Raw genomic sequence first — 24,799 nt, 5'->3', positions numbered from 1 at the left:
GCTGTCGCGGCCCGACCGGGCCGGGTTTTCCTACATGTACTCGGCGGCGCAACGGCTAACGCCAAACGCCGGCCATTGGCATCCACATCTTATGGTGCACGCGCCCTTCCACACGAACGAGATGCTCGGCGACAACAGTTTTTCGGGTTCGGATCCCGTCGTGTTCGAGGCTCCCGGCACATTTCGCGCGATCGTCGCAATCCCGGTCAATGGCCGCGACGCGCACATCGAGCCCCGATACGAAGACTGACGCGGGCAAACCGCGCCTCACGGACACGCGCGCGCACATCGCTTCACGCCATCGATACAAATGAAAAAGTGTACAGTTCGCGACGGCTCCGGAGCGAGCCGGTCTCCGTTCCGGGATTCTCCATAAATCGGAAGAACAGGCAATTCGCAGATGGCGATCGGGTACCGAACGGCCGGCAAGCGATAAGGCCGATCAGATATCCCTATTCTCCTTCCTATCGGCTTGCAGCCAAGATGCGGCGTCGAGGCGATCTACCTTCGCGTTCACGGTGCGAGATGAGCGATCGGCCTGCGCGATTGCAATTGGCGGATCGGAATGCGTATACGTGTTCGCATAGCGCGCAAAAAAGCAAAAAAGATTGGGGACAATGGGCGATCTTTCCGGCAAAACCATTCTCGTCACGGGTGCGTCCAAGGGCATCGGCGCCGAGATCGCCCGGATCGCCGGGGCAGCAGGCGCGTTCGTGATCGCCCATTATGGCGGCGATCGCGACGGTGCCGAGGCCGCGGTCGAATCCATACCAGAGGGGCGCAAGCTGATCCTGCCAGCCGACTTTCATGACCTCGATTCGGTCGACAGCTTGTGGACACGGGCAATCGAACACTGCGGAAGGATCGATGCGCTGATCAACAACGCCGCGACGATGATCTGGGACGGCGGTTTCGATCAGCCGCTCGCAGACTGGGACCGGGCCTGGAACGAAAGCCTGCAGGTCAACGTACTCGCTCCGGCGCGGCTGATGCGGCGCGCGGTCCCGCACTATCTCGATCAGGGCGGTGGATCGATCGTGACGATTTCGAGCTGGGCCGCCCAGCGCGGCGTGACCAACCCCGATACGATCGCCTATGGCGCCTCGAAATCGGCGATTCACGCGGCGACGCAGACGGTTGCCCGCGCCTTTGCGGCACAAGGCATCCTCGCTTACGTCATTGCACCCGGGGTCGTCCGTACGCGACTGTCGGAGCAGTTCGCCAAGACCCAGGGAGGCGAACAGGCGATCTCCAAGGGGCTGGCCAGCGGGCGCTGGGTCGAACCCGAAGAAATCGCCCAACTCGTCGCCTTTCTCGTTACCGGTGCGGCGCCGCAATTGTCGGGCGCTACGCTCGACATGAACGGCGCGACCTACATTCGCTAGCCATGCGGATTGCCAATAAGGGTGTTGCGCGCGATGCCGAGCCGTTCGAGTTCCGCTTCGACGACCGCACGGTCGCCGCCCATCCCGGGGAGACGATCGCGGCGGCGCTGACCAACGCCGACATCTGGGCGCTGCGCAAGACGAGGAGCGGCGGCTCCAGAGGCGTGTTCTGCGGCATGGGAGTGTGCGGCGAATGCGCGGTCCTGGTCGATGGAAAACAGCGCCGCGCCTGCCTCGAATATGCGCGCGAAGGCATCGCGGTTGAGACAATGCCGGCATGCGCGCCGGCCGTGGCACCGGGTCAGGCTTGTCCCGCCGCCCGGCTCGAGACGATCCGCCCACAGCTGTTGGTCGTCGGAGCCGGACCGGCCGGGCTCGCCGCTGCCGGAACGGCAGCACGGGCCGGCCTCGACGTCGTCGTGGTCGACGAACGTTCGGGCGCCGGGGGTCAGTATTTCAAGCAGCCGGGCCACGGGTTCGCCGTCGACGAGACGGCGCTGGATCATCAGTTTCGAGAAGGCCGCAGGCTCATCGACGAGGTTCGGGCGGCGGGCGCGCGAATTCTGAGCGCGGCCACCGTCTGGGGCGCCTTCGGTCCCCATGAACTAATGATCGATGTCGACGGGACGGCTTTGCGCGCCGAGCCGGCGCGGATCGTCCTGTCGCCCGGCGCCTATGAGCGACCGCATATTTTTCCGGGATGGACTCTCCCGGGCGTATTGACCACCGGCGCGGCGCAGACGCTATTGCGTGCCTATCAGTCCGCTCCCGGGCGGAGGGTTCTGGTCGCCGGCAACGGCCCGCTCAATCTGCAGGTGGCCCACGAACTGGTCCGCGCCGGCGCCGACGTCGTCGCGCTCGCCGAGCTTGCCGCGCCGCCTTGGCGCGCGCCGCCGGGCGCGGCATTCCGGGCGTTCGGAACGGCGCCGTCGCTCGCCGCCGCGGGATTGGGTCACTTGCGCGCCCTGCGTGCGGCCGGGGTCCGAACATTTTACGGACATGCGGTGATCCGGGCCGAGGGGGACGGCAAGGTGCGCCGGGCGACGATCGCACGCGTCGCCCGCTCCGGCGACATAGAAGCCGGCAGCGAGCAGAGCTTCGACGTCGATTCGCTGTGCCTGGGCTACGGGTTTCTGCCGCAAGCCGAACTGGGTCGGGCGCTCGGATGCACCCAAGAGGCGGACGGACGAGGCAGCTTCGTCTTTGTGCGCGATGCCGACAATCGCAGCAGCGCGGCATCGGTCTTCATCGCCGGCGATGCCGGCGGACTGGGCGGCGCGCCCTCGGCGCAGGCGCAAGGCGTGGTCGCTGCGGCCGCGGCCGCCGGAGATCTCGGCTTCGAGTCGGATCCGGCGGAGCTGGCATGGGCGCGCAAGCAGCTGCGACGCCACGCGGCCTTTCAGACGGCGCTGTGGAAAATCTATCGCCCCGTCGCCCCGTTGCCGTTGCTTGCCGAACCGGACACGCTGATCTGCCGCTGCGAGGAGATCGATCGCGCGGGCATCGAAAGCCGGCTGGCGGCGGGCACGGCCAGCCTCGGTGCGGTCAAACATGCCCTGCGCGTCGGCATGGGACGCTGCCAGGGCCGGTATTGCAGCGTGGTCGTGGCCGAACTCCTCGCCGCGCGGAGCGGCACGCCGCTGTCGCCGAACGCACAATTTGCGCCCCGCGCGCCGCTCAAGCCCGTCCCGATTTCTGCGGTCGCGATTTGTCCGGATGAATGACATTAGGTTCGCTCTGTGAACTTTTTTGTTGACGTGATTGCCCATCAATCGCACCATCGTCTCGCTGTGTATTTATCCCCCACGTCCCTTCCGAGGCTTTTGGCTGTCCTCGCAGCTTTCCTCGCTCTCGGCCTGGCCGTGCCGGCCGACGCGCGTTCGGCGGCCGCGATCGTGCAGGACGGGACGCTGCGTGTCGGCGTCAATCCCAATTTTCCGCCGATGAGTTCCTACGGCGACGACAATGAGCTCGAAGGTTTCGACGTCGACGTCGCGCGCGCAATCGCGCGCGCGATGGGCGTGCGGCTCGAACTCGTCCCGACCGAAGCCGCGCAGCGCGTGCCGTTCCTGACTACCGGCCGGATAGACATGTCGCTTGGCGCCTTGACCCATACGCCCGAGCGCGAGGAGTTGATCGACTTCACCGTACCGCTGCATTCCGAAGCCATGGGCGTCATCACGACCTCGCGGCTACCGGTGTCGAGCTGGCGCGAGCTCAACCGGCCCGACGTCACGATCGTGAACATGCGCGGCAACCAGTCGGTCAGCATGCTCGAGGAAACGCTGCCGCGCCCGCGCCGCCTGCTCGTCGACGGCAATGCCGACACGATCCGGGCGATCGCGCAAGGACGCGCAGATGCGCTGGTCGAGAATGTCGACTTCTTCATCGGCTTTACCGAGAATTACCCGGACGTCGACTGGCGTATTTTGAGCGAGCCGATCTTCGTCGCCTATTGCGCGATCGGCATCGCGGAGGGCAACGTTTCGCTCCAGAATTATCTCGACGGTATTCTCTACGAACTGCACAGCGAGGGTCGGATCGCCGAGCTTTGGGAGAAATGGTACGGCGCGCCGATGACCGTGCCGATCGAGCCGCGACAATATGCCGAGGCGGCGGAAATGGTCGGGGGCCCGATCACCGGCAAGTCCACGTCTCACGGCGGCGGATATCGCTTCGATTTCAGCGCGGTGTTCGCTGAATTGCCCTATCTGCTGGTCGGCGCGCTGATATCGCTGCAGATCGCCTTCATTTCCTTCTGGGCCGGCGCGATCATCGGCACATTCGGCGCGATCGGAAAAGTCTATGGCGGCGAGTTCAGTCGCCGCATCGTCGGCGGCTACGTAACCTTCTTCACGAACACCCCGGCACTCGTCCAGATATTCCTCCTGTTCTACGCGCTCCCCGATGCGGGCGTCATGCTCAGCCCGATGACCGCCGTTCTGATCGGACTCGTTCTCAATTCGGGCGCATATCTGACCGAGATCATCCGCGGCGGCGTCGTCTCGGTGCGCAAGGCCGAGATGGAAGCGGCGCAGACGCTGGGGATGACCCGCTGGCATGTGCTGCGATTCGTGATGCTGCCGCACATCGTGCGCACGGTTTACGCGCCGCTGTCCAACTTTTTCATATGGCTGGTGCTCGGCAGCTCGATCGCGGCCCTGTTCGGCGTAGAGGAGCTGACCGGACGCGCGATCAATATCTCGACCGCCAACCTGCGCACGATCGAGACCTTCACCGTCGTCGCAGTCATCTATGTGGCGCTAACCCTGATAGCGAGCGTTTCGCTGGCGCTTCTCGGACGATACGCATTCCGCGTCAAAATGAGGCTGCTCCAGTGATCGCCGGCCTGGCATCCGAAATGCCCGCTTTCTTCAGCGCGGCCAATGTGAGCTTTATGCTCGACGCCGTGGGCCGCACGCTGTGGATGACCTTTGTCGGCTGCACGGTCGGTTTCATCGCCGGACTGCTGATCGCCGTTCTGCGCCAGTCCCGTTCGCGCATCCTGTTGCCGCTGCGATTGCTGGGCATCGCCTATGTCGAGTTCTTCCGCCGCATCCCGTTCCTCGTCATCCTGTTCCTCGTGCTGTTCGCGGCGCAGCCGATCATTCCGCAGGCGTCACTGCTCACGCTGGCGACGATCGCGGTGGTGCTGATCGCCACCGCCTTCCTCTCGGAGATCGTTAGGGCAGGCCTCGAATCGGTACCGGCAGAGCAGCGCGAAGGATGCGAGACGCTCAATTTCAGCGCCGCGCAGACGCTCTTCCATGTCACCCTTCCGCAATCATGGCCGGTGATCCTGCCGCCCGCGACGGCATTCGTCGTGATGTTCATCAAGGACACCTCGCTCGCATCCTTCATCGGCGTCGCCGAGCTGACTTTCGCCGGCAAGATGCTGGTGAACGACGGGTTTTCGCCGGTTCTCGGGTTCGGCACCATCCTCGTCCTGTATTTCGCGGTGTCCTATCCGCTCGCCCGTCTGGCCGCCCGTCTGGAGAAGCGCCTTGCCCCACCTGGAAATTCGTAACCTGTCCTGCGCCTACGGCGACGTGCAGGTGCTGCGCGACGTGAGTTTGGCTGCCGAAAAGGGCGAGGTGCTCAGTCTCATCGGCCCGTCGGGGTCTGGCAAAAGCACATTGTTGCGCGTTCTGATCGGCCTGACCGCTCCCAATGGCGGGGAGGTACGTCTCGACGGCGAAACGGTCGACTATGGCAGCCGGCGCAGCGTTCGCGCCCTTCGAGACCGGGCGGCGATCGTCTTCCAGCAATATAACCTGTTCCGCAACATGACCGTACTCCGGAACGTGACGATCACGCCGCTGAAGATCAAGAAGCAGCCGCGCGGCGAGGTGCATGATCGGGCCGTGCAACTTCTGGAAAAGGTGGGCCTGGCCGACAAGATGGACGCCTATCCCGATCAGCTCTCGGGCGGGCAGCAACAGCGCGTCGCGATCGCCCGGGCGCTGGCGCTCCAACCCGAGGTCCTCCTGCTCGACGAGGTGACATCGGCGCTCGATCCGGAGCGGGTCGGCGAAGTACTCGACACCATCCGCGCGCTCACCGAGGAAGGCATCCTGATGATACTGGTCTCACACGAAATGTCCTTCGTGCGCGAAGTTTCGACGCGTGTCGCGATGATGGATGAAGGCCGGATCGTCGAATGTGCGCCTGCCGACATATTGTTCGGCAATCCCGCCGAAGCGAGGACGGCCGAATTCGTGAGCAAGATACTGGGTCATTGAAATCGCGACCGGCCGTCACGGCGCAAAGCTGCGCAGATTCACGGCAAGCGGCGGCACCTTCCCCAACACCAGCGAGGCGGTCACCAGCGCTGCGGCCGGCCCCGCGGTAAATCCGATCCAAGGCACATAGGTGATGAAAAAGCCGGGCGCGTTCGGCAATTCGCCTATGATCGGGAGCCAATCGTCGGTGCCGTTGACCATCGCCGGCCAGCTGCGCACCAGCTGAACCGGCCCGAGAGCGGGCACGACCTTCAGCGCGACGCCGAGATTGCGGGCCAGGTTTTCTGGATCGGTTGCCGGCCGGCCGGCGGCATCGAGCCGAGCTTCCCACCCTCCCCCGATGAGAATTGTACCGAGCCGGGTCTGCTTCATCGTCAGCTTCGCTCCCGCATAATAGAGCAGATGCTCTACCAACGGCTCGACGGGCTCGGTGACACTCACCTGGATCGGAAAGGCCCGTATGGCAAGGCTGGCGCCGACCATGCCCGCTACACGCCCGGCTTCGATGCCCGCCGCATCGACGACACGCCGCGCGTCATATTCCGCTTGGTCCGTAACCACCCGATAACAGCCGTTTCTTCGCTCGATGGCGCACAATCGCTCATGCGTGCGGACCACGGCCCCGTGACGCCGTGCCGCCGCCGCGAAGGCGGGCCCAACGAGGAGCGGATTGGCCTTGCCTTCGACCGCGCACAGCGCGCCACCGGTCATTCCGTCCGCCACATAGGGCGCCATTCGATGCAGGTCGGTGCGGCTCAGCAGTTCGACATCGAGTCCGGCGGCGCGCTCGATCCGCGCCTTCGCCTCGATCTCGCGCAGCTGCGCGTCGTTGGAACCGACGATCAGCCCACCGCAAAAGGCGATCTCCAGATCGGCTTCGAGATCCGTTTCGAGCTCGCGCCACAAGCCGAGTGATGCTCGGCAAAGCTCGACGACGGGCTGGAAACGCCGAGCCCAGTCTTCGCCCTTTTCGGCGAAGGGATCGTGGGGAATCTGCGCATGGAGGCTGCCCGCATTTGCGCCCGAGGCTTGGGTGTTGATCTCGCCCTGTTCGAGCAACATCACCTCAGCGCCTTCGCGGGCGAGATAGAAAGCCGTCGCACACCCGGCAATCCCGCCTCCGATAACGATGACCTCGATCATATTGTACCTCTGCTATTGCCAAGCCGAACATTTGGGCGCTATGTTGACTTTTGTTCGCAAAGCGACCCTTTTTCCGGAGAGTAATACGCGTGAGTGCGAAAATTGCCACCTTCACGCTCCACTCTTTGCCAGACGGGACCACTTCTGAATGAAACAAGACTTTCGCGGGAGCTACACGGTAGCGGTGACACCATTCACGCCCGACGGGTCGGACATTTGTATCGACTCCCTGAAACGGTTCTTGGATTGGCAGCTGGAATGCAGGGTTCCGGGGATCATCATTCTCGGAACGACCGGCGAGTTCCTTGCCATTTCGGACGAGGAGCGACGACTCGTCATCGAAACCACCGTCCGGCATCTCGACGGCAGGATGCGGGTCCTGGTCGGGACGATGAACGCCTATACGCCGCAGGCGGTGCGGTACAGCAAGGAAGCGGAGGAGCAGGGTGCGGACGGCGTGATGATCGTTCCGCCCTACTATTACACTCCCACCGACGATGAGATTTTCGCGTATTTCCGTGCCATCGCGGAAGCGATCCGCATTCCGATCATGCTTTACAACAACCCGGTCACCTCCAATGTCGACATGTCGGCCGACATCGTCGTCCGGTTGACCAAAGCCTTCGACAATGTCCGCTATATCAAGGAAGCGAGCATGGATGTCGGACGGGTATACGATATTGTCGACGGCACAGGCGGCCTGATGAACGTGTTCGCCGGGGAACGTCCGCTCGAGAGTTTTCTCCTCGGCGCCGTGGGATACGTCAATCCTTACGGCAATTATCTGCCCTATTCGACCAGCCGGATGTGGGACTATATGTTCGAAGGGCGGTTAGAGCATGCTGCGGCGATACAGCGGATCCTGCACAAGATCGACATCGTGATCGCCGAGGGACATCCGACCTATGGCCACCAATGCTATTCCAAGGCGCTCGCCGCCGAAGCAGGCTACCCGGTCGGCGACGTCCGGCCGCCGCTCACCACTTTCAAAGCGCTCGGCGGCGAAGGACGTTCGCGCCTCGATAAGCTCGCCGGGCTGATGCGCGAAATGGATGCGCTCATCGAAGAAATCGAATCGCAGGAAAACGAGGCGTGAACCGGACGTCCGGTGCAAGGCGGGACTCCGGACCAGACGCGGCCGTGGAACCGGCGCCCGCCGTCCCGCCCCTTTTTTCGCGCTTCACGCTGCGGTCGGTAACCTTCCTCAACCGGATCGTCGTCACCCCGATGTGCCAGTACAGCGCGGTCGACGGTCACGCCCAACGCTGGCATCGGTCGCATCACGGCCGCTTCGCGCTCGGCGGTGTCGGCGGCGCACTCGTCGAATCGACGGGAATATCCGAAACCGGGCGGATTACACCGGGGTGCCTGGGCATCTGGAAAGACGACCATGTCGAGGGCCTGCGCGAGATCGTCGCCATCTATCACGACCAAGATATCCCGGTCGGAATCCAGCTCAGCCATTCGGGACGCAAGGGAAGCGCCGCGGTGCCGATCGAAGGTGCCGCACCGCTGGCTGCGGATGACGGACGGGCGTGGGAGCCGGTGGCGCCGAGCGCGCTGCCGCTGGCCGAAGGATGGCCGACGCCCAAGGCGCTAGATGAGGCCGGCATCGAGTCGATCATCGGCGAATTTGCAGCCGCTGCCGAACGCGCCGTCGCCGCCGGTTTCGACTTCGTCGAAATCCACGGCGCCCACGGCTATCTGATCAACAGCTTCGTTTCGCCGATTTCCAACCACCGCGAAGACCGGTGGGGCGGCGACGAGCCTGGCAGGTTCGCGTTTCCGTTGGCGGTGGCGCGGGCAATGCGGGCGGCGATCCCGGTCGATATGCCCCTTTTCTATCGTACCTCGGCCGAAGACGGGATCGAGGGCGGGGTTACGATCGATACCACGGTGCGGCTCGCCCGGGCGCTCGGCGAAGTCGGTGTCGATCTCGTCGATTGCTCGTCGGGCGGTATTGCAGGGGCGTCCGGTACCGCGAGCAGGACGCCTTCGCCTGGCTATCTTGTGCCCTATTCGGATCAGGTCCGGCGCGAAACATCCATCCCCACCATGGCCGTCGGCCTGATCATCGAGCCGCGTCAAGCCGACGCGATAATCGCGGAGGGGCGTGCCGACCTCGTCGCGCTTGGCAGGCAGCTGCTCGAAGAGCCGAATTTTGCGCATCGTGCGGCGCTGGAACTCGGCTTGGCCGATCCGTACAATGTCATTCCGCCCCAATACGGCTTTTTCCTCGAGCGCCGGAGGGTCGACCCTGCGGTGCGGCAGGCCCTACAATCCTCACAGGAGGCAAATGGATGAGCAGCTTCTCGCGATTGGCGGCGGCGACGGCGCTTTGCATGATCACGGTCCCGGCGGCATCGGAGGCGGTTCAGGCTGAAGAGGCCGTTGCCGAGGCACCCGATCTGGTTGGCATATTCGAGGAGTTCCGGGCGATCGCAGAACCGCGTTTCGTCGACGGGGCCCCCGACTATAGCGACGAGGCGATGGCGGAGCGCCACGCCCTGTTGCAGCCGATGCTGGCGCGTGTCGAGGCCATCGACGATACCCGCCTGTCGGTATCTGACCGCGTCGATTTCATGCTGATCTTGGCCGAAATGCGCGGTCTCGATTTCCGCCATCGGATATTGCGGCCATGGAAACGAGATCCGGCCTTCTACAGCACGACAAATCTCGGCTTTGGCCCCAAAATCGCCGGTGCGATGGCGATTCCGGAGTTCCCGATCGACGACCAACGCGCCGCGACACTGGCTCGAGAACTGGCAGCAGTGCCGCGGATACTCAGCCAGGCGCGCGTGAACCTGACCGAGGCGCGCGGTGATCTGGCACGGCTGGGGATCGCGCAGAAGGCGGTCGAAATCAACATCTACAACCAGATCGCTCAAGACGCACGGGCTACGCGGCCCGAACTGGTCGCTGCCGCCGAAGCCGCGCGCGACGCTACGATCGCCTTTCGCGACTGGCTCATAGAAATTGCACCGTCGCTGCCGCCGCATGGCGGCATCGGGCGCGAGAATTACGACTGGTATCTGCGCCACGTTTTGCTCTTCCCGTATAGCTGGGAGGAGATGCGGATCATCGGCGAGCGCGAATATGAGCGCGCGTTGACCTTCTTAAGGTTAGAGGAGCATCGCAATCGCGACGTCCCGATGATCGATCCGGCCGACAGTCTCGCCGAATTCGAACGGCGGCGTGCGGCCGCGGACGCCCGGCTGCTGGAATTCCTTCGCAGCGAAGAGGTCATGACGATTCCCGATTACGTCGTCCCGCCGGTCGGCGAAGGCCCATATATCCAGCCCGCCGAACGCGATCCGGCGATACCGGGTCCGTTCGAGGCACCGATCAACCGTCATTTCTTCCGCCAAGCCGAAGATCGCGCACCAATTACTCTGCGCGCGCACAACGTGCCCGGCCATCTGTTCGACGGATTGCAGCGCGAGCGCGACGACCGACCGATCCGGGGCGCGAGGCGGCTCTATTTCATCGACGGTACGCGAGCCGAGGGCTGGTCATTCTATCTCGAGGAGATGATCCAGCAGCTCGGGCTGCTCGACGACGATCCGAGCGCACGTGAGATCAACTATATCCTGCATGCAAAACGCGCCGCGCGCGTGCTTCCCGAATTGATGTTGCATGCCAACGAATGGACGTTCGACGAGGCGCGAATTTCACTGACTTCACGCACGCCATACTGGATGGAACCCGACGATCTGGTCGCGATGACCGATCTCGAGCTCTATCTGCGCCAGCCCGGCTACGGCATCGGTTATCATATCGGCAAGGTCCAGCTCGAGGCGCTGCTTGCTGATATGAGCCAGATCGAGGGGCGAGATTTCGATCTCAGGCGCTTTCACGACCGGTTCCGGGCGGCGGGGATGATCCCGATTTCACTGATCCGCTACGAAATGACCGGCGAGGATGACGAAATCCGCGCGATGCGCTAACCGCGCTGGCCGGAGCGTCTTCATTCCCGGCCCGGCAGCGGCTCGCGATCCCATAAGCGCGATACTTCATCGTCGAGCCCGGTCATTTCCCAACGGATCAGCGAGATCGGCAGCTGCCCACGCTGCATGAAGCTGTCGTGGAAGCGCCTGAGATCGAAATCGTCGCCGAGTTGGCGCCGCCGGTCGCCGAGCAGTTTCCACATCTGCAGGTTGCCCATCGTATACTCGAGTCCGTGGCCCGGCGCGGGCCGCAGCCTGGCATATTTACGCGCCACCGCTCGATCGAGCATCGGGGTTGCCGACATCCAGTAATCGACGGTCTCCTCGGCATTCATCTCGTTGCGCTGGTTCCAGACATCACCGAGGCTGCGCGCGGCGCGCCATATCCCGAAAATGTAGATCAGCTCACGCTCGCGCCCTCGATCGTCGAAATAGCCGGCCTGGAGCGGCCCCTCCTCGAGATAGACCGCCCAGCCCTGCCAGCGACCGTCGAACCGCAGATTCGCACGGATCGGGTTCTCGAGACGACGTGTTAACCGGTCGTCGAACCGATGGCCGGGTATGACGGCGTGGAAATGATCGGGCGAGGGCGCGCGATACTGCACCTGTTCCCAGAAATTGGGCGGCGTGTCGCGGGTGACGAACGGCACGTTGAAACCCATCTCGCGCCAGTTCTCCGGAATGTGCTCCGGAATGGTGATGAAATCATTCTCGACCAGCCAGTCGCGGATCGACGCGTCGGTCTCGGCGATTCTCGCTTCGTATTCGACCGCGCTGCCGGGAAGCATCAGTTCGGGCAACCCGCGATTGCGGTGGCGTTCCATCGCGTAGAAGCCCCACAAACGGTCAAGTTCGCGCTGAGCGAGCGAGACGACTTCGGCCGAGCTGTAGGGCATCATCATTACATTCGCGATGTACCAGTCGAGCATCTGCTCGCCGACGCCGGCCTCGGCCGTCATCCGCGGCCGTTCCGCAGCAAGCCAGTCGCGATACCCCTCGAGCGCGGCGATCGCCGCCTCGATGTCCGCCCTGAGTTGCGGTTGCGCTCCAGCGCGTTCGAGCAGATCGCGGTGCCAGCCAATCGCGCCTTGGGGTGCGACGGCCCGGTCCGGATAGCCGTTCTCGACGCCGTCCGAATTGTCCAGCAGGAAGAGCGCGAGATCGGCATGGTCGGCAGCGGCCTCGGTCAGCGTTTCGCGCGCCTGGGCGAGCAGGCGCGGGACAGACCGCAGATGCGTTCGCAGCGCATCGAGGTCGGCGCCGCTCGCGGGCAGCTCCACGAAGGTCGGCTCGATCAGTTCGAGCACAAAAAAGGCCGGATCACGCGCCCAGGGGCGGGTGACGTGGAGGATGAAATCCTGCTTGTCGAGATGCGCGCGGACCGCCAGCCAGTCGACCTGTCGCTCGCGCGGCCATGCCGCGACGTTCATATCGGCCAGCGCGGCTTGGAATTCCGCGAGCTCGGCCCGTCTCGCCTCGATCGCAGCCGAACGGAAATCCGGTTCGGTCGACGCACCCGAATAGGGCGACCATTGTATTATTTCCGAGAACAGCGTCTGGAGATCGTCGTAAGAACCCCGGCCGGACGGAGGTCCGGCGTGCGCAGGAACCGCGAGCAGAAAAGCGAGGATGAAGATGAAGCCCAGGCGGAATATGATGGATATCGGATTGATCATGGTCGCGCGTCTTTCCCGATTGCTGCGGAATTGTCCGCCATTCGCTTGTTCTCTTCCCGGAACCCTTGTATCATGCGTACAAATGGACGCAAGGCGAACAAAATACATGGTGGCGATCGCCGCCCTGCTGACGGGTCCGATCACCGCGCCAGCGGCGCTCGCGCAGGAGCGCGCCGATCCGCCGCCGCCCGCCATTCTCCCGCTCGAGCAGCGTGCCGCGATCGAGGACCGATGGCTGCGCGAGCGACTCGATACCGTCATTCCCATGCTGCTGCGACGCGACGATATCGACATGTGGATCGTCATCGGCCGCGAATATCACGAGGATCCGGTGCTCGAATCGATGCTGCCGGCGACCTGGCTTTCAGCGCGGCGGAGGACCGTCCTGATCTTCCACGATCGCGGTGAGGAGCTGGGGGTCGAGCGGATGGCGGTAGCGCGCTATCCGGTCGCCGACATCTTTCCCGCCGCCTGGGACCCCGAGCAGCAGCCAGATCAATGGGCGCGGATCGCCGAACTGGTTCGCGACCGCGATCCGGCACGCATCGCGGTCAATATCTCGAGCGACTTTGCACTTGCCGACGGGCTGACCGTGAGCCAGCATCGCGAGCTGCGAGGCGCGCTCGGACCGCTGTCCGACCGGCTGGTCAGCTCGGACCGGCTCGCGCTCGGCTGGCTGGAGACCCGCATTCCGGCCGAAATGGCGACCTATCCGCAGATCGTGCGGCTGGCGCATGCGATCATCGCTGAAGGTCTGTCGGAGCGGGCGATCACGCCCGGCGTCACGACCGCCGGCGATCTGCGCTGGTGGTTCCGCGAACGGGTCGCCGCGCTTGGTCTCGACACCTGGTTCCACCCGAGCGTCAATATTCAGCGCGCCGGCGAAAGTACCTTCGCCATCGCCTCGATGGGGCTCGGCAACGAGACGGTGATCGAGCCGGGCGATTTCCTGCATCTCGATTTCGGCATCTCCTATCTCGGACTCAACACCGATACCCAGCATCACGCCTATGTCCTGCGCCCCGGAGAGACCGAAGCACCGCGCGGGTTGCGCGAGGGCCTGGCCGTGGCCAACCGCGTCCAGGACCTGCTGACGCGCGAATTCCGGACCGGCCGGAAAGGCAACGAAGTGCTCGCCGCGGCGCGCGCGGCAGTTGAGCGGGAAGGCCTGGACGCGACGATTTACAGCCACGCGATCGGCACGCACGGCCATGGCGCGGGTCCGTGGATCGGCATGTGGGACAATCAGGAGCCGGTGCCCGGTCGCGGCGACTACGGTATCTATCCGCACACCGCCTGGTCAATCGAGCTCAACGCGCGCGCGGCGGTGCCCGAATGGGGTGGCCAGGTGGTTCGATTCATGACCGAGGAAGACGGCTATTTCGACGGTCACATGTTTCGCTATCTCGACGGGCGGCAGACAGAAATTCACCTGATCCCACGCCAGTAGCGCCGCCTACCGGTCGGGCAATGGCGGTGCCCGGCGCATGTCTGCGACGGCGCCCGGCTCACCGGTCATTTCCCAGGCGATCAGCGCGATCGGGATCGGGCCTGCGGCCAGGAACTCGTCGTGAAACGCCTTGAGATCGAACGATTCGCCAAGCTGCGCCGCACGGGCGACGAGCAGCGCTTCGATCTGGAGCTTGCCGAAATAATAGTTGATGCCGAGCCCGGGCTGCCGGAGATAGAGACCGAGATCATATATTGCCGTATCGTCGTCGGCCTCCATCCAGTAGGGCGTGCGCCCGCTCATCGAGCGGATCGCCTCGTCGAGCGTCCATTCGTTGGCGTGAATGTTGAGTTCAGGCAGAATCCGCGCAGCGCGCTTGGCCTGCAGGATATAGTGGATTTCGCGCGCCTTCGGGCGTTCGTCGAGAAACCCCGCCTGGAGCAGCATCTCCTCCAGATAGAAGGCCCAGCCCTCGATCCGCGAGGAATCGATGAAGTTGAGCCTTTCCCGCCCGCGGATGGGCCGGTCATCGCGGGCGCGGTTGAGCGTGTCGAGCAAATGTCCGGGCACGTTGTGCGCGCGCAAGGGGCGGGGATCGCGATCCTCGGTCTCGCGAAAGAAATTGCGCCGGATTGGCGGATCGAACGGTCCGGAAGATGCCGGATCGCGATCAACCGGCATGACATAGGGGCCTTCGTTCCTGGGCGGGACCAGATAGTCGGGCACCGTCATGATGTCGCGGTCGCGCAGAAAGGCGAGCAGCTCGGCGTCGGCCTCCTCGCGCAGCGCCTCGAATGCGGCGAGCGACGTTACGGGAGCGGGCATGGGGACGGCGCGATGCTCATGCTCCTCGATCCGGAGAAAGGCGATCGAGCGCTGATATTCGCGCTCGCCCAGCCTGCGCATATCCTCCCAGCTATAGGGAATCAGAAGGACATGCCGAACGTACCAGTCGAACCGCGCTCTACCGACGCCGGACTGCGGCGAGGCGCCGGCCCGCTCGCTTTCGAGCCAAGCCACGAATTCCGCGGTCGCATGCCGCGCCGCGGCCGCGGCCGGGACGAGGTCCGGATGATACCCGGCGAGATTGCGTTCCATCTGGCCGAATATCCGCATCTCGGTCCGTTTGTGCGCGATGCCGAGATCGACCAGATCGCGGCGGAGATCGGTCAGGTTCGCGCGTGCCCGGTCGAGTAGCGCAGGGACGGCTCGCAGCGAATCGGAAAAGCGCGCCAGCGCGACGGGATCTTCGATCGGCAAGACCGGCGGCGCGAAGGCGCCGGCTATTTTTGGGCCCCAGCCTATATCGAGCGTCGAATAGAAGGATGGATCGCGGGCCCAGGGTCGGATCACTCGATGCTGGAAATCGACGCTACGCATCTCGGCAAGGGCCAACAGATAATCGACCCGCCGGGAGATCGGCCAGCCGCTATCGTCCATCGCCTCGAGTGCGGCCTGATGACGCAAGGCCGCCGCATGCCTCGCTGCCATCGCTTGCGGAGAATAGTCGGCGATCGCGCCGTCGAACCGCGGTTCGACGGCGTCGCGGAAACTGGCATAGAGCGTGACCAGCGCGTCGTCCGTGTTGCCAGCCTGAATCGGCGTGCCAACCGAAAGCAGGAGCACGGCGAACAGTGGAAGCAGGCGCATGACAAAAAACTCCGCAAACGCATGGATTCGCGAACACTTGTATAATATGCGAACAAGAACGCCAAGGAGCGAGAGTCGTGACCGAACCCTGGGAACTATCCGAAGAGGCATGGCGGGCGATCATCGGCCGCGTCCGTGCCGGCCGTTCATTGGCGCCCGCGCGCTGGCCCGATGGGTCGCGCTGCGCCTTCGCCGTGTCGTTCGATTGCGACCACGAGGCGTTCGAACTCGGCGGCGGCGGGAGGGCCGTCGGCCGGCTCGCATGGGGAGAATTCGGCCGGCGTGTCGGCGTGCCGCGCATCCTCGACGTACTCGGCCGCCACGAGGTGCCCGCGAGCTTCTTCATGCCGGCGGTCTGCGCGCTGATCGATCCCGGCGAACCCCGGCGGATTCGGGATGCGGGGCACGAGATCGGCATGCATGGCTGGATTCACGAGAATAACTCGCAGCTCGAGGCCCGGACCGAACGGGAGCTGATGCTCCGCGCCCGCGACGTGCTCGAACGTATTTGCGGCGCGGCGCCGACCGGTTTCCGTTCGGCCAACTGGGATCTGAGCCCGGCGACGATCGCCATCGTCAAAGAGATCGGTCTCGCCTACGACAGCTCGTTGATGGCCGACGAGGAGCCCTACGAGCTGCTGCTCGATGGCGCGCCGAGCGGGATCGTCGAGATCCCGGTCGAATGGCTCCGCGACGATGCGGTCTATCTGCTGTTCAATCGCAATCCCGCCACCCGCCCCTGGACCCCACCTGACGAGGTGTTCCGAATCTTCTGCCGCGAGTTAGACGCGGCGTGGGAGAGCGGCGCCTTGTTCCAGCTCGTCATGCATCCCTTCGTGATCGGCTACCGCTCGCGCATCTGGATACTCGAGGCACTGATCGAACGCGCGCGCGACAAGGGCGGCGTCTGGTTTGCCACCCATGGCGAGGTGGCCGCATGGGTCCGTCACGAAGCGGATCGGGCGGACAGGGAGGCGAGGGCATGAGCTGCGACTATCCGGATCCGGCGCTGTTGATCGGCGGCGAATGGATCCGCGAAAGCGGCGCCTATGCCGATATCGTCAACCCGGCCACCGGGGACGCGGTCGCCGGGTTCCCGCTGGCCTCGGTACAGCATCTTGACGCAGCGCTCTCGGCCGCCGCCGAGGGGTTCGAGCACTGGCGCGCTCTCCTGCCTGTACAGCGCGGCGAGATCATGCACGGCGCCGCCGACCGGTTGCGGCGCCGGTGCGAGGCGATCGCGACGATCCTGACGATCGAGCAGGGCAAGCCTCTCGACGAGGCGAAAGGCGAAATCCTGTCCGCGGCCGCCATCCTTGACTGGTCGGCCGAGGAGGGACGGCGCGGTTATGGGCGCGTCATACCCGGCATAGTCGATGGCGTTCATCATTTCACGCTGCATGCGCCGGTCGGCCCGGTCGCCGCCTTCACGCCCTGGAACTTCCCGGCGCTCACGCCGGCGCGGAAGATCGGCGCCGCGCTGGCCGCCGGCTGCTCGATCGTCCTCAAGCCATCCGAAGAAACGCCGGGCACGGCGATCGAGATCGCGCGCGCCTTTCAGGATGCCGGACTCCCGCGAGGGGTACTCAACCTGGTATTCGGCGACCCGTCGGAGATCTCCGAGCATCTGATCGCCTCGCCCGTCATCCGCAAGGTGACGTTCACCGGGTCGACGGCGGTCGGGCGGCGACTCATGGAATTGTCCGGTCGGCACCTGAAGCCGAGCACCATGGAACTCGGCGGCCATGCACCGGTGATCGTCTGCGAGGATGCCGATCCGGACGCGATCGTCGAGCCGCTGGCGGCGGGCAAGTTCCGCAACGCCGGGCAGGTCTGTATCGCGCCGACCCGGTTTTTCGTTCATTCCAGCATCAGTGCCCGCTTCGTGCAGCGTTTCGCGGCCAAGGCCGAAAGCTTGGTTCTGGGGGACGGCCTCGATCCGGCAAGCACGATGGGGCCGCTCGCGAATCAGCGGCGGATCGAGGCCGTCGAAGGGCTGGTGGCGGATCTCGTCGATCGGGGAGCGACGATCAACGCCGGCGGCCGCCGAGCCGGCAACACGGGGTTCTTCTATCGCCCGACCGTCGTTACCGATGTCGACCCGGCCGCCCGCATCATGGCCGAGGAACCCTTCGGTCCGGTGGTGCCGATCCTGAGTTTCGACGACGAGGAAGAGGCGATCGCGCAGGCGAACGCCCTCGATTACGGGCTAGCGGCCTACGCCTTTACCGGCTCCGCCAGGCGTTCGCTCGATCTTGCGCACCGGATCAGGGCTGGAATGGTTGGCATAAACAGTTTGGCGGTCTCGCATCCCGAAACCCCTTTCGGAGGCGTCGGCGACAGCGGCCATGGCCAGGAAGGCGGTATCGAGGGCGTACGATCCTATCTCGATTCCAAGCTCGTCGCCCAGGGATAGCCTCCCGCGCGGTTATGCCGGGCGCGGCCGCGTCGTGAGATGCTCGATCCTTTTTTCGTAGTTTCGGCCCTGGATGACGCGATCGACATAGATGCCGGGCGTGTGGATGCAGTCGGGATCGAGCTCGCCGGTCGCGACGATATGCTCGGCCTCGGCGATCGTCACCCGGCCCGCGGTCGCCATCGGCGGATTGAAGTTGCGCGCGGTCTTCCGGTAGACGAGATTTCCGGCGAGATCGGCCTTGTAGGCCCTGACGATCGAAAGGTCGGCGCGCAGCCAGCGCTCGCGCACATAGAAGCGGCCATCGAATTCTTCGGTCGGCTTGCCTTCCGCGACGACCGTACCGACACCGGTGGCTGTATAGAAGGCCGGGATGCCCGCACCCCCGGCCCGGATACGCTCGGCGAGAGTGCCCTGCGGATTGAGTTCGAGTTCGAGATCGCCCGACAGGTAGAGCTGCTCGAACAGCTTGTTGTCGCCGATATAGGAAGAGATCATCTTGCGGATCTGACCGTTCGCGAGCAGCTGCCAGAGGCCGAAACCGTCGGCGCCGCAATTGTTCGAGATCACCGTCAGTTCGCGCACCGCCGCGCGCTTGAGCGCGTCGATCAGATTCTCCGGGTTTCCGACCAGGCCGAACCCCCCCGACATGATCGTGATGCCGTCGCGCGCAACGCCTTCGAGCGCCGCATCCGCATCGGGATAGAGCTTGTCCGTCATACTACCTATTTTCTCCGGTGGTTCGTTTGAGGTGCGTGTTGAGCGGCATCAGGATCCGGTTTGCGGCCGAGACCTGAACGGGAACATAGCCGGCCAGTTCGCGGTCGAGTTGCGCGTCGCCGGTATCGGCGAAGAGCGACCCGTCGGGGAGCGCCGCGATCTTCTCGAGCGAGGCAAGGCCGATGATATTCGCCCGACCGATCCGGCGGATGGCGTCCGGACCGATCTGCTGGTTGCCGCGGCCGATCAGAAAGCCCTGGCCTCCGATCACGCCGAGAATCAGGCGGCCAGACTCGGCGGCCCTCGCGGCATCGAGGATCGCACGCGCGTCGGCGTCGCCGGCGATGCGGCGGCCGTAGGAATAGACATCGACCCCGAGCGGCGTGCCGCCGCCATCGAGCAGCTGCTTGAGCATCAACGTCGTCGATCCCGGACCGATAATGGTCAGCGGATCGTCGCGCGCCATCGCGGCCAGCGTCTCGCGGGCTCCGCGCAGCCGGGCTTCGCCACGCGCCGCGGGGGATGACTTGGCGGGCTGCATCCGTCTGGGATCGACGGGAACGCGCATCGTCCCGAACAGCCGCGGTGCGGCTGTGGGGTCTCGGTCGACGACATCCGCCGACGCATAGCGCCGCCCCGCGACCGGTTGGGCGACCAGTGCGGCGAGAATTTCCCCGGCCTCGCGCGGAGTGCGGGCGAACACCGCCGAGTGCATCTTCACCCCGGCAGGAATGCCCAGCACCGGAACAGCCTCGCCGATTGCCCGCATGATGTCGCGCGCGGTTCCGTCGCCGCCGGAGAACAGGAGGAGTTGGATCCCCTCGGAAAGCATACGACGTGCGGCGCGCTCGCTGTCGGCCGGACTGGTCGGCCGGCCGGGCTCGAACACGCCTGTGGCGGTAAGGCCGGCAGCTTCGACGGCATCCATGCCCATCGCGTCCGCCGCGGCAAGGAGTTCGAACTCGCCGCCGCTCTCCGCCAGCGCGGCCAGCGCACGCGCGGCGCGCATCGCCGCATGCACCTCGTCGGTTTGCCGGCGCGCGATCTCCCCGAGCGGGCCATCGGTGCCCTTCAGTCCCAGCGGCCCGCCAAGCCCGGCGACCGGATTTACGACGAGACCGATTTTCAGCGTCCCTACCCCTTGATTGCGAACGGGCGCCGCTTCGCGGCGACCGGCACCAAGACATTAAGCAAAAATGGGCGCATAGGGAACAAAAGTTCACCATGCGGTTGCTTTTTCCGAAATCCGGGTCGATAAACGCGGCAAGAACGATGACCGACCGACCCCTGCCCGCCCATCCGTACATGCCCAATTCGACCGCCGCCGGGCGGCGGCAGCTGCTCGATGTCCTGGGCGTGGACGACTGCGAAGAACTGTTCGCGCAGATCCCCGACGCGCACCGGATGCATGGGGATATCGGACTTCCGGAATCCCTGAGTTCGGAAGTCGAACTGAGGCGCCATCTGCGCACGATCCTGAAGCGCAACCAGTCGTGCGAGGACAATCTCAACTTTCTCGGTGGCGGCATCTGGCAGCATCACGTGCCGGCGGTCTGCGACGAGATCGTCGGGCGCAGCGAATTCCTGACCCCGGTCTGGGGGACGCCTTCATCCGATCATGGACGCAATCAGGCCTGGTTCGAGTTTGCAAGCCAGCTCGGTGAACTCTTGGCGATGGATATGGTCGGGCTGCCGGTCTATAGCTGGGGCTGCGCCGCGGGGCATGCAATCAGGATGGCCGAACGCATCACCGAGCGGAAACGGGTTCTGTTGCCGGCTTCGCTCGATCCCGAACGCCGGAGCGTCATCGGCAACTATTGCCGTTCCGCGCGCCGCGATACCGGGATCGAGATCGTCGAGATCGCCACCGATCCGGCGACCGGCCGCCTGGACCTGGCCGCGCTCGCCGACCGGCTGGGACCGGATGTTGCGGCCGTCTATATCGAGAATCCGTCCTGGCTCGGGATGATCGAGACCGACATCGCCGGAATCGCCGCATCGGCCCGCGCCGCGGGTGCCGAAACAATCGTCGGCGTCGATCCGATCAGCCTCGGGATACTCGAAGCGCCGGGTCGATACGGGGCCGATATCGTCGTCGGCTCGACCCAGCCGCTCGGCGTGCACATGTTCGCGGGCGGCGGGCTCGGCGGTTTCATCGCGACCCGCGACGAGCCGCGTTACGCGCACGAATATCCAACGCTCATGTTGAGTATCGCCGAGACCGTGGAGGGAGCGCACGGCTTCGGCATGATGTTGATGCACCAAAGCTCGTACGGCTCGCGCGAAGACGGCAAGGACTGGACGGGCAACTCCACCTATCTGTGGGCGATCGCCAACGCCGTCTACATGGCGATGCTCGGCCCGCAGGGTTTCCGCGATCTGGGCGAGTTGGTCATCTCCCGCGCGCATTATGCAGCGGCGCGCCTCGCCGCCATCGACGGCATCTCGATCCGCTATCCGACCGGATTCTTCAAGGAGTTCGTCGTCGATTTCACCGCCACCGGCAGGACGGTCGCCGACATCAACGCTACCTTGCGAGAACGCGGAATATTCGGCGGCCTCGACCTGTCGGAACACCTCCCCGCGTTCGGCCGGTCGTCGCTCTATTGCGTTACCGAGGTCCACACGGCGGATGATATCGAACGGCTGGCGGACGGCCTCGGGGAGATCTGCGCACGATGAGCAAGCCTGAAATTCGCCGGTATCACGCCGCGGTCTGGGACGAGCCGTTGCTCATGGAGATGAGCGTCGAGGGCCGGCGGGCACAGCATTTCCCAGCTCCCGAGGAGGTGGTCGACGTGGCTGTAGGCCCGGCGCGCGATCTCGTCCCCGAGCAGCTGCGACGCAGCGCGGCGCCCGAACTGCCCGAAATGTCCGAACCCGATGTGCTTCGGCATTTCCTGCATCTCTCGCAGGAAACGCTGGGCATGATGGGGATCAGCCTGTTCGGCACCTGCACGATGAAATACAATCCGCGTCTCAACGAGGCAATCGCCGCGATGCCCGAAGTCGCGGCGATCCATCCGGCCCAGCATCCCGACACGATCCAGGGGCTGCTTGAGATCGTTCACCGGATGGACCGCAGTCTCCGGGCGCTGTCGGGCATGGATCGGTTCATCTTCCAGCCCGCCGGCGGTGCCGATGCCGCCTATACGCACGCGGTGGTGACGCGCGCCTATCACGAGGCGCGCGGCGAAGGCGCAACCCGCGATCAGATCGTCACCAGTATCCAGTCGCACCCGTGCAATCCGGCGACGGCAGCGGCGGCAGGCTACGACGTCATAACGCTCCCGCTCGAGGACCATGGCTATCCATCGATCGATGCGCTGCGCGCCGCGGTCTCCGATCGCACCGCTGCGCTGATGATCAACAATCCAGACGATATGGGGATCTACAACCCGCATATCGCCGAATGGGTCGAGATCGTCCACGATGCAGGCGGTTTGTGCTTCTACGATCACGCGAATTTCAATGGCGTGATGAGCAAGATCCGCGCGCGCGACCTCGGCTTCGATGCCTGCATGTTCATGCTGCACAAGACCTTCGGCGTGCCCAAGGGCGGCGGCGGTCCGGCAGTCGGCGCCTATGGCTGCACGGCGGAGCTTGAACCGTTTCTGCCAGGACCGCTCGTGACTTTCGACGGCGAGCGCTACGGATTGGAAGATACCGCGCATTCGGCCGGCAAGGTGCGCGAATATCTGGGGAATATGCAGCAGGTCGTCAAAGCGTACAGCTGGACCCGCGCGATGGGCGCCGACGGCATCGCGGAGGCGTCCGACATGTCGGTGCTGCTCAACAATTATATGGAAAAGGAGCTGCTCGCGATACGCGGCGTCACGCGCTCGCATCCCGAGATCGAGGGTTGGCGGATCGAGATGACCCGGTTCAGCCTCGAGCGGCTGTTCGAGGAAACCGGCGTCTCCGCGCTCGACGTGCAGAACCGGATGGTCGATTTCGGCGTCGACGCCTTCTGGCTCAGCCACGAACCGTGGATCGTGCCGCAGCCCTTCACGCCCGAGGCCGGCGAGATGTGGTCGAAAGAGGATATCGATTACTGGATCGCCGTGCTCCGCCGGATTTCCGACGAGGCCTATGGCGATCCCGAAATCGTCAAGACGGCGCCGCACAATCAGGCGGTCGGCAAACTCGCCGACACCGATCTCGACAACCCCGACAACTGGGCGACGACGTGGCGCGCCTATCTACGCAAGAAAGCGGACAAAGCGGCGCGCTGAACGCCCTTGCTACTCGAATTCGCCGGCGCGGATCAGCTCTGTCATCACCTCGTCGACCGCGTCGCGCATCGCCGCGACAACCTCGTCGATTTCTGCCTCGCTGATCGTGAACGGTGGCGAGAAAGATGTCGTATCGGCGTTGGGCAAGGCGCGGGAAATGACGCCGCGCCGGAGCGCCGCGGAAATGATGCGCGGCGCCACCTTGAGGGCGGGATCGAAGGCGACTGCGGGGTCCTTCGCGCGGACATATTCGACGGCTCCGATCAGCGCCTGACCACGGACCTCGCCGACCATCGGATGGTCGGAGAAGGCAGCGCGCAGTCTTTTTTGGAGATATGCCCCGCGGTCGGCGACGGTCTCCAGCATGGCGTGCTCATCGATCAGTTCGAGGTTGCGCAGCCCGACCGCCGCTCCGATCGGGTGGCTCGAATAGGTGTAGCCATGTCCGAAGACGCCGTAACGCTCGCCGCCTTCAACCAGCACCTCCCAGACCTTTTCCGACACAATGCAGCCCGAAAGCGGAAAATAGGCCGAGGTCAGCCCCTTCGCGACCGTGATAAGATCGGGTTCGAGACCGACCATCTCGGACCCGAACATCGCGCCGAGCCGTCCGAACGCGCAGATGACCTCGTCGGCGATGATCAGAATGTCGTGCCGGCGAAGGATCTCGCCGATCGCCTGATAATATCCTTCCGGCGGGTCGATCACCCCGCCGGCACCCATGATCGGCTCCATGATCATGGCTCCGATCGTGTCGGGGCCTTCGCGCTCGATCAGCCGTTCGAGATCGTCAGCCAGACGCGCGGTGAATTCCGCGTCGCTGAGACCCTGCCCTTCCCATAACCGCCGGGGCGCGGTGGTGTGCTTCACGAAGGGCAACGGCAGGTCGAAGCCGGCATGGAGGCCGGGCAGCCCGGTGACCCCGCCGGTCATGATCGTCACCCCGTGATAGCCGCGCTCCCGAGCGATGATCTTCTTTTTCTTCGGCAGACCGCGGACATTGTTGTAATACCAGACGAGCTTGATCTGCGTGTCGTTCGCGTCCGATCCGGAATTTCCGAAGAACACCTTCGACATTCCGGCCGGCGCCAGTTCGATCAATCGGCGGGCGAGCAATGCGGGCTTGTCGCTGCCCATCGACGAAAAGGCGTGCCAATAGGCGAGGTCCTCTGCCTGCTCTTTCATCGTCGCCGCGAGGTCCTCGCGCCCGTATCCCAGATTGACGCACCACAGGCCGGCCATCGCATCGATGTAGCCCCGGCCCTGATCGTCCTGCAGCCGACAACCCTTACCGCTGGTGATCATCATCGGCGGCCCGCTCCGCATATGTTCACCCAGCGCGGTAAAGGGATGGAAGGCAAACCGGCGGTCGATCGACGAAAGCGTTTCCGGGTCCATCTGCACGCTGTCGGTCACACGCTATCTCCTTACGAGT

General features: G+C 64.6%; 20 protein-coding genes. 14 read left to right on the top strand and 6 right to left on the bottom strand.

Going from position 1 to position 24,799, the window contains the following annotated elements; genetic code table 11:
- The 6 genes from ACTS1X_RS12915 to ACTS1X_RS12890 form a co-directional block, all read left to right on the top strand.
- A partial coding sequence (locus tag ACTS1X_RS12915) for a hypothetical protein (RefSeq protein ID WP_442614811.1) occupies positions 1-250 on the top strand: 250 nt, incomplete at its 5' end.
- 367 nt (positions 251-617) lie between these two features.
- Complete coding sequence (locus tag ACTS1X_RS12910) at positions 618-1,385, top strand: SDR family NAD(P)-dependent oxidoreductase (protein ID WP_442614810.1); 768 nt, start codon at positions 618-620, stop codon at positions 1,383-1,385.
- 2 nt (positions 1,386-1,387) lie between these two features.
- Complete coding sequence (locus ACTS1X_RS12905; protein WP_442614809.1) at positions 1,388-3,109, top strand: FAD-dependent oxidoreductase; 1,722 nt, start codon at positions 1,388-1,390, stop codon at positions 3,107-3,109.
- A gap of 99 nt (positions 3,110-3,208) precedes the next feature.
- Positions 3,209-4,726, top strand: a complete 1,518-nt coding sequence (locus tag ACTS1X_RS12900; RefSeq protein WP_442614808.1) for an ABC transporter substrate-binding protein/permease — start codon at positions 3,209-3,211, stop codon at positions 4,724-4,726.
- Positions 4,723-5,412, top strand: coding sequence for an amino acid ABC transporter permease (locus ACTS1X_RS12895; protein ID WP_442614807.1), 690 nt, complete (start codon positions 4,723-4,725; stop codon positions 5,410-5,412). Before ACTS1X_RS12900 ends, ACTS1X_RS12895 begins: the two co-directional genes overlap by 4 nt.
- Positions 5,390-6,127, top strand: a complete 738-nt coding sequence (locus ACTS1X_RS12890; RefSeq protein WP_442614806.1) for an amino acid ABC transporter ATP-binding protein — start codon at positions 5,390-5,392, stop codon at positions 6,125-6,127. Before ACTS1X_RS12895 ends, ACTS1X_RS12890 begins: the two co-directional genes overlap by 23 nt.
- A gap of 15 nt (positions 6,128-6,142) precedes the next feature.
- Here ACTS1X_RS12890 and ACTS1X_RS12885 read toward each other — a convergent pair whose 3' ends face one another.
- Positions 6,143-7,270, bottom strand: coding sequence for an NAD(P)/FAD-dependent oxidoreductase (locus ACTS1X_RS12885; RefSeq protein ID WP_442614805.1), 1,128 nt, complete (start codon positions 7,268-7,270; stop codon positions 6,143-6,145).
- Between the two features lie 148 nt (positions 7,271-7,418).
- On the opposite strand from ACTS1X_RS12885, the gene ACTS1X_RS12880 reads away from it, so the two are divergent.
- The 3 genes from ACTS1X_RS12880 to ACTS1X_RS12870 are packed head-to-tail and all read left to right on the top strand — an operon-like array spanning position 7,419 to position 11,217.
- Positions 7,419-8,366: a dihydrodipicolinate synthase family protein gene (locus tag ACTS1X_RS12880; protein ID WP_442614804.1), complete on the top strand. Its 948-nt coding sequence runs from the start codon at positions 7,419-7,421 to the stop codon at positions 8,364-8,366.
- A gap of 44 nt (positions 8,367-8,410) precedes the next feature.
- Entirely contained in the window at positions 8,411-9,574 is a 1,164-nt protein-coding gene (locus ACTS1X_RS12875) for an NADH:flavin oxidoreductase/NADH oxidase (RefSeq protein ID WP_442614803.1), read from the top strand.
- Entirely contained in the window at positions 9,571-11,217 is a 1,647-nt protein-coding gene (locus ACTS1X_RS12870; RefSeq protein ID WP_442614802.1) for a DUF885 family protein, read from the top strand. The genes ACTS1X_RS12875 and ACTS1X_RS12870 overlap by 4 nt, the downstream gene beginning before the upstream one ends.
- Positions 11,218-11,237: 20 nt before the next feature.
- On the opposite strand, the gene ACTS1X_RS12865 is transcribed toward ACTS1X_RS12870, so the two are convergent.
- Positions 11,238-12,893: a DUF885 family protein gene (locus tag ACTS1X_RS12865; protein ID WP_442614801.1), complete on the bottom strand. Its 1,656-nt coding sequence runs from the start codon at positions 12,891-12,893 to the stop codon at positions 11,238-11,240.
- Between the two features lie 106 nt (positions 12,894-12,999).
- Here ACTS1X_RS12865 and ACTS1X_RS12860 point away from each other — a divergent pair, with 106 nt between their 5' ends.
- Positions 13,000-14,343, top strand: coding sequence for a M24 family metallopeptidase (locus ACTS1X_RS12860; RefSeq protein WP_442614800.1), 1,344 nt, complete (start codon positions 13,000-13,002; stop codon positions 14,341-14,343).
- A gap of 6 nt (positions 14,344-14,349) precedes the next feature.
- Here the strand turns inward: ACTS1X_RS12860 and ACTS1X_RS12855 are convergent, their stop codons facing one another.
- Entirely contained in the window at positions 14,350-15,993 is a 1,644-nt protein-coding gene (locus tag ACTS1X_RS12855; protein ID WP_442614799.1) for a DUF885 family protein, read from the bottom strand.
- A 77-nt stretch (positions 15,994-16,070) separates the two neighbouring features.
- Here ACTS1X_RS12855 and ACTS1X_RS12850 point away from each other — a divergent pair, with 77 nt between their 5' ends.
- On the top strand, positions 16,071-16,979 hold the full coding sequence (locus ACTS1X_RS12850; protein WP_442614798.1) for a polysaccharide deacetylase family protein: 909 nt from the start codon (positions 16,071-16,073) through the stop codon (positions 16,977-16,979).
- Complete coding sequence (locus ACTS1X_RS12845) at positions 16,976-18,409, top strand: NAD-dependent succinate-semialdehyde dehydrogenase (RefSeq protein WP_442614797.1); 1,434 nt, start codon at positions 16,976-16,978, stop codon at positions 18,407-18,409. The genes ACTS1X_RS12850 and ACTS1X_RS12845 overlap by 4 nt, the downstream gene beginning before the upstream one ends.
- Positions 18,410-18,421: 12 nt before the next feature.
- Here ACTS1X_RS12845 and ACTS1X_RS12840 read toward each other — a convergent pair whose 3' ends face one another.
- Together ACTS1X_RS12840 and ACTS1X_RS12835 are read right to left on the bottom strand one after the other, a co-directional pair.
- The gene (locus tag ACTS1X_RS12840; RefSeq protein WP_442614796.1) at positions 18,422-19,129 is read right to left on the bottom strand and encodes a CoA transferase subunit A; all 708 of its coding nucleotides are present in this window, start codon (positions 19,127-19,129) and stop codon (positions 18,422-18,424) included.
- Position 19,130: 1 nt separating this feature from the next.
- Positions 19,131-20,252: an ATP-NAD kinase family protein gene (locus tag ACTS1X_RS12835; RefSeq protein WP_442614814.1), complete on the bottom strand. Its 1,122-nt coding sequence runs from the start codon at positions 20,250-20,252 to the stop codon at positions 19,131-19,133.
- A 149-nt stretch (positions 20,253-20,401) separates the two neighbouring features.
- Between ACTS1X_RS12835 and gcvPA the strand changes: the two genes are divergently transcribed.
- Positions 20,402-21,811, top strand: coding sequence for an aminomethyl-transferring glycine dehydrogenase subunit GcvPA (gene gcvPA, locus ACTS1X_RS12830; RefSeq protein ID WP_442614795.1), 1,410 nt, complete (start codon positions 20,402-20,404; stop codon positions 21,809-21,811).
- Positions 21,808-23,364 (top strand): aminomethyl-transferring glycine dehydrogenase subunit GcvPB, encoded by a 1,557-nt coding sequence (gene gcvPB, locus ACTS1X_RS12825; protein ID WP_442614794.1) that lies wholly within the window; start codon positions 21,808-21,810, stop codon positions 23,362-23,364. Before gcvPA ends, gcvPB begins: the two co-directional genes overlap by 4 nt.
- A gap of 9 nt (positions 23,365-23,373) precedes the next feature.
- On the opposite strand, the gene ACTS1X_RS12820 is transcribed toward gcvPB, so the two are convergent.
- The gene (locus ACTS1X_RS12820; protein ID WP_442614793.1) at positions 23,374-24,780 is read right to left on the bottom strand and encodes an aminotransferase; all 1,407 of its coding nucleotides are present in this window, start codon (positions 24,778-24,780) and stop codon (positions 23,374-23,376) included.
- Positions 24,781-24,799: the final 19 nt, after the last annotated feature.

Origin of the sequence: Parasphingopyxis sp., from assembly GCF_052168275.1 — a bacterium.
Lineage (GTDB): Bacteria > Pseudomonadota > Alphaproteobacteria > Sphingomonadales > Sphingomonadaceae > Parasphingopyxis.
This window is presented reverse-complemented; position numbering and strand designations above follow the sequence as displayed.

What these genes read in the sequence shown, in the direction of transcription:
- gcvPB (WP_442614794.1), top strand. Translation starts at nt 21,808, where the DNA reads ATGAGCAAGCCTGAAATTCGCCGGTATCACGCCGCGGTCTGGGACGAG.
- ACTS1X_RS12855 (WP_442614799.1), bottom strand. Translation starts at nt 15,993, where the DNA reads ATGCGCCTGCTTCCACTGTTCGCCGTGCTCCTGCTTTCGGTTGGCACG.
- ACTS1X_RS12860 (WP_442614800.1), top strand. Translation starts at nt 13,000, where the DNA reads ATGGTGGCGATCGCCGCCCTGCTGACGGGTCCGATCACCGCGCCAGCG.
- ACTS1X_RS12905 (WP_442614809.1), top strand. Translation starts at nt 1,388, where the DNA reads ATGCGGATTGCCAATAAGGGTGTTGCGCGCGATGCCGAGCCGTTCGAG.
- ACTS1X_RS12840 (WP_442614796.1), bottom strand. Translation starts at nt 19,129, where the DNA reads ATGACGGACAAGCTCTATCCCGATGCGGATGCGGCGCTCGAAGGCGTT.
- ACTS1X_RS12845 (WP_442614797.1), top strand. Translation starts at nt 16,976, where the DNA reads ATGAGCTGCGACTATCCGGATCCGGCGCTGTTGATCGGCGGCGAATGG.
- gcvPA (WP_442614795.1), top strand. Translation starts at nt 20,402, where the DNA reads ATGACCGACCGACCCCTGCCCGCCCATCCGTACATGCCCAATTCGACC.
- ACTS1X_RS12885 (WP_442614805.1), bottom strand. Translation starts at nt 7,270, where the DNA reads ATGATCGAGGTCATCGTTATCGGAGGCGGGATTGCCGGGTGTGCGACG.
- ACTS1X_RS12865 (WP_442614801.1), bottom strand. Translation starts at nt 12,893, where the DNA reads ATGATCAATCCGATATCCATCATATTCCGCCTGGGCTTCATCTTCATC.
- ACTS1X_RS12870 (WP_442614802.1), top strand. Translation starts at nt 9,571, where the DNA reads ATGAGCAGCTTCTCGCGATTGGCGGCGGCGACGGCGCTTTGCATGATC.
- ACTS1X_RS12910 (WP_442614810.1), top strand. Translation starts at nt 618, where the DNA reads ATGGGCGATCTTTCCGGCAAAACCATTCTCGTCACGGGTGCGTCCAAG.
- ACTS1X_RS12880 (WP_442614804.1), top strand. Translation starts at nt 7,419, where the DNA reads ATGAAACAAGACTTTCGCGGGAGCTACACGGTAGCGGTGACACCATTC.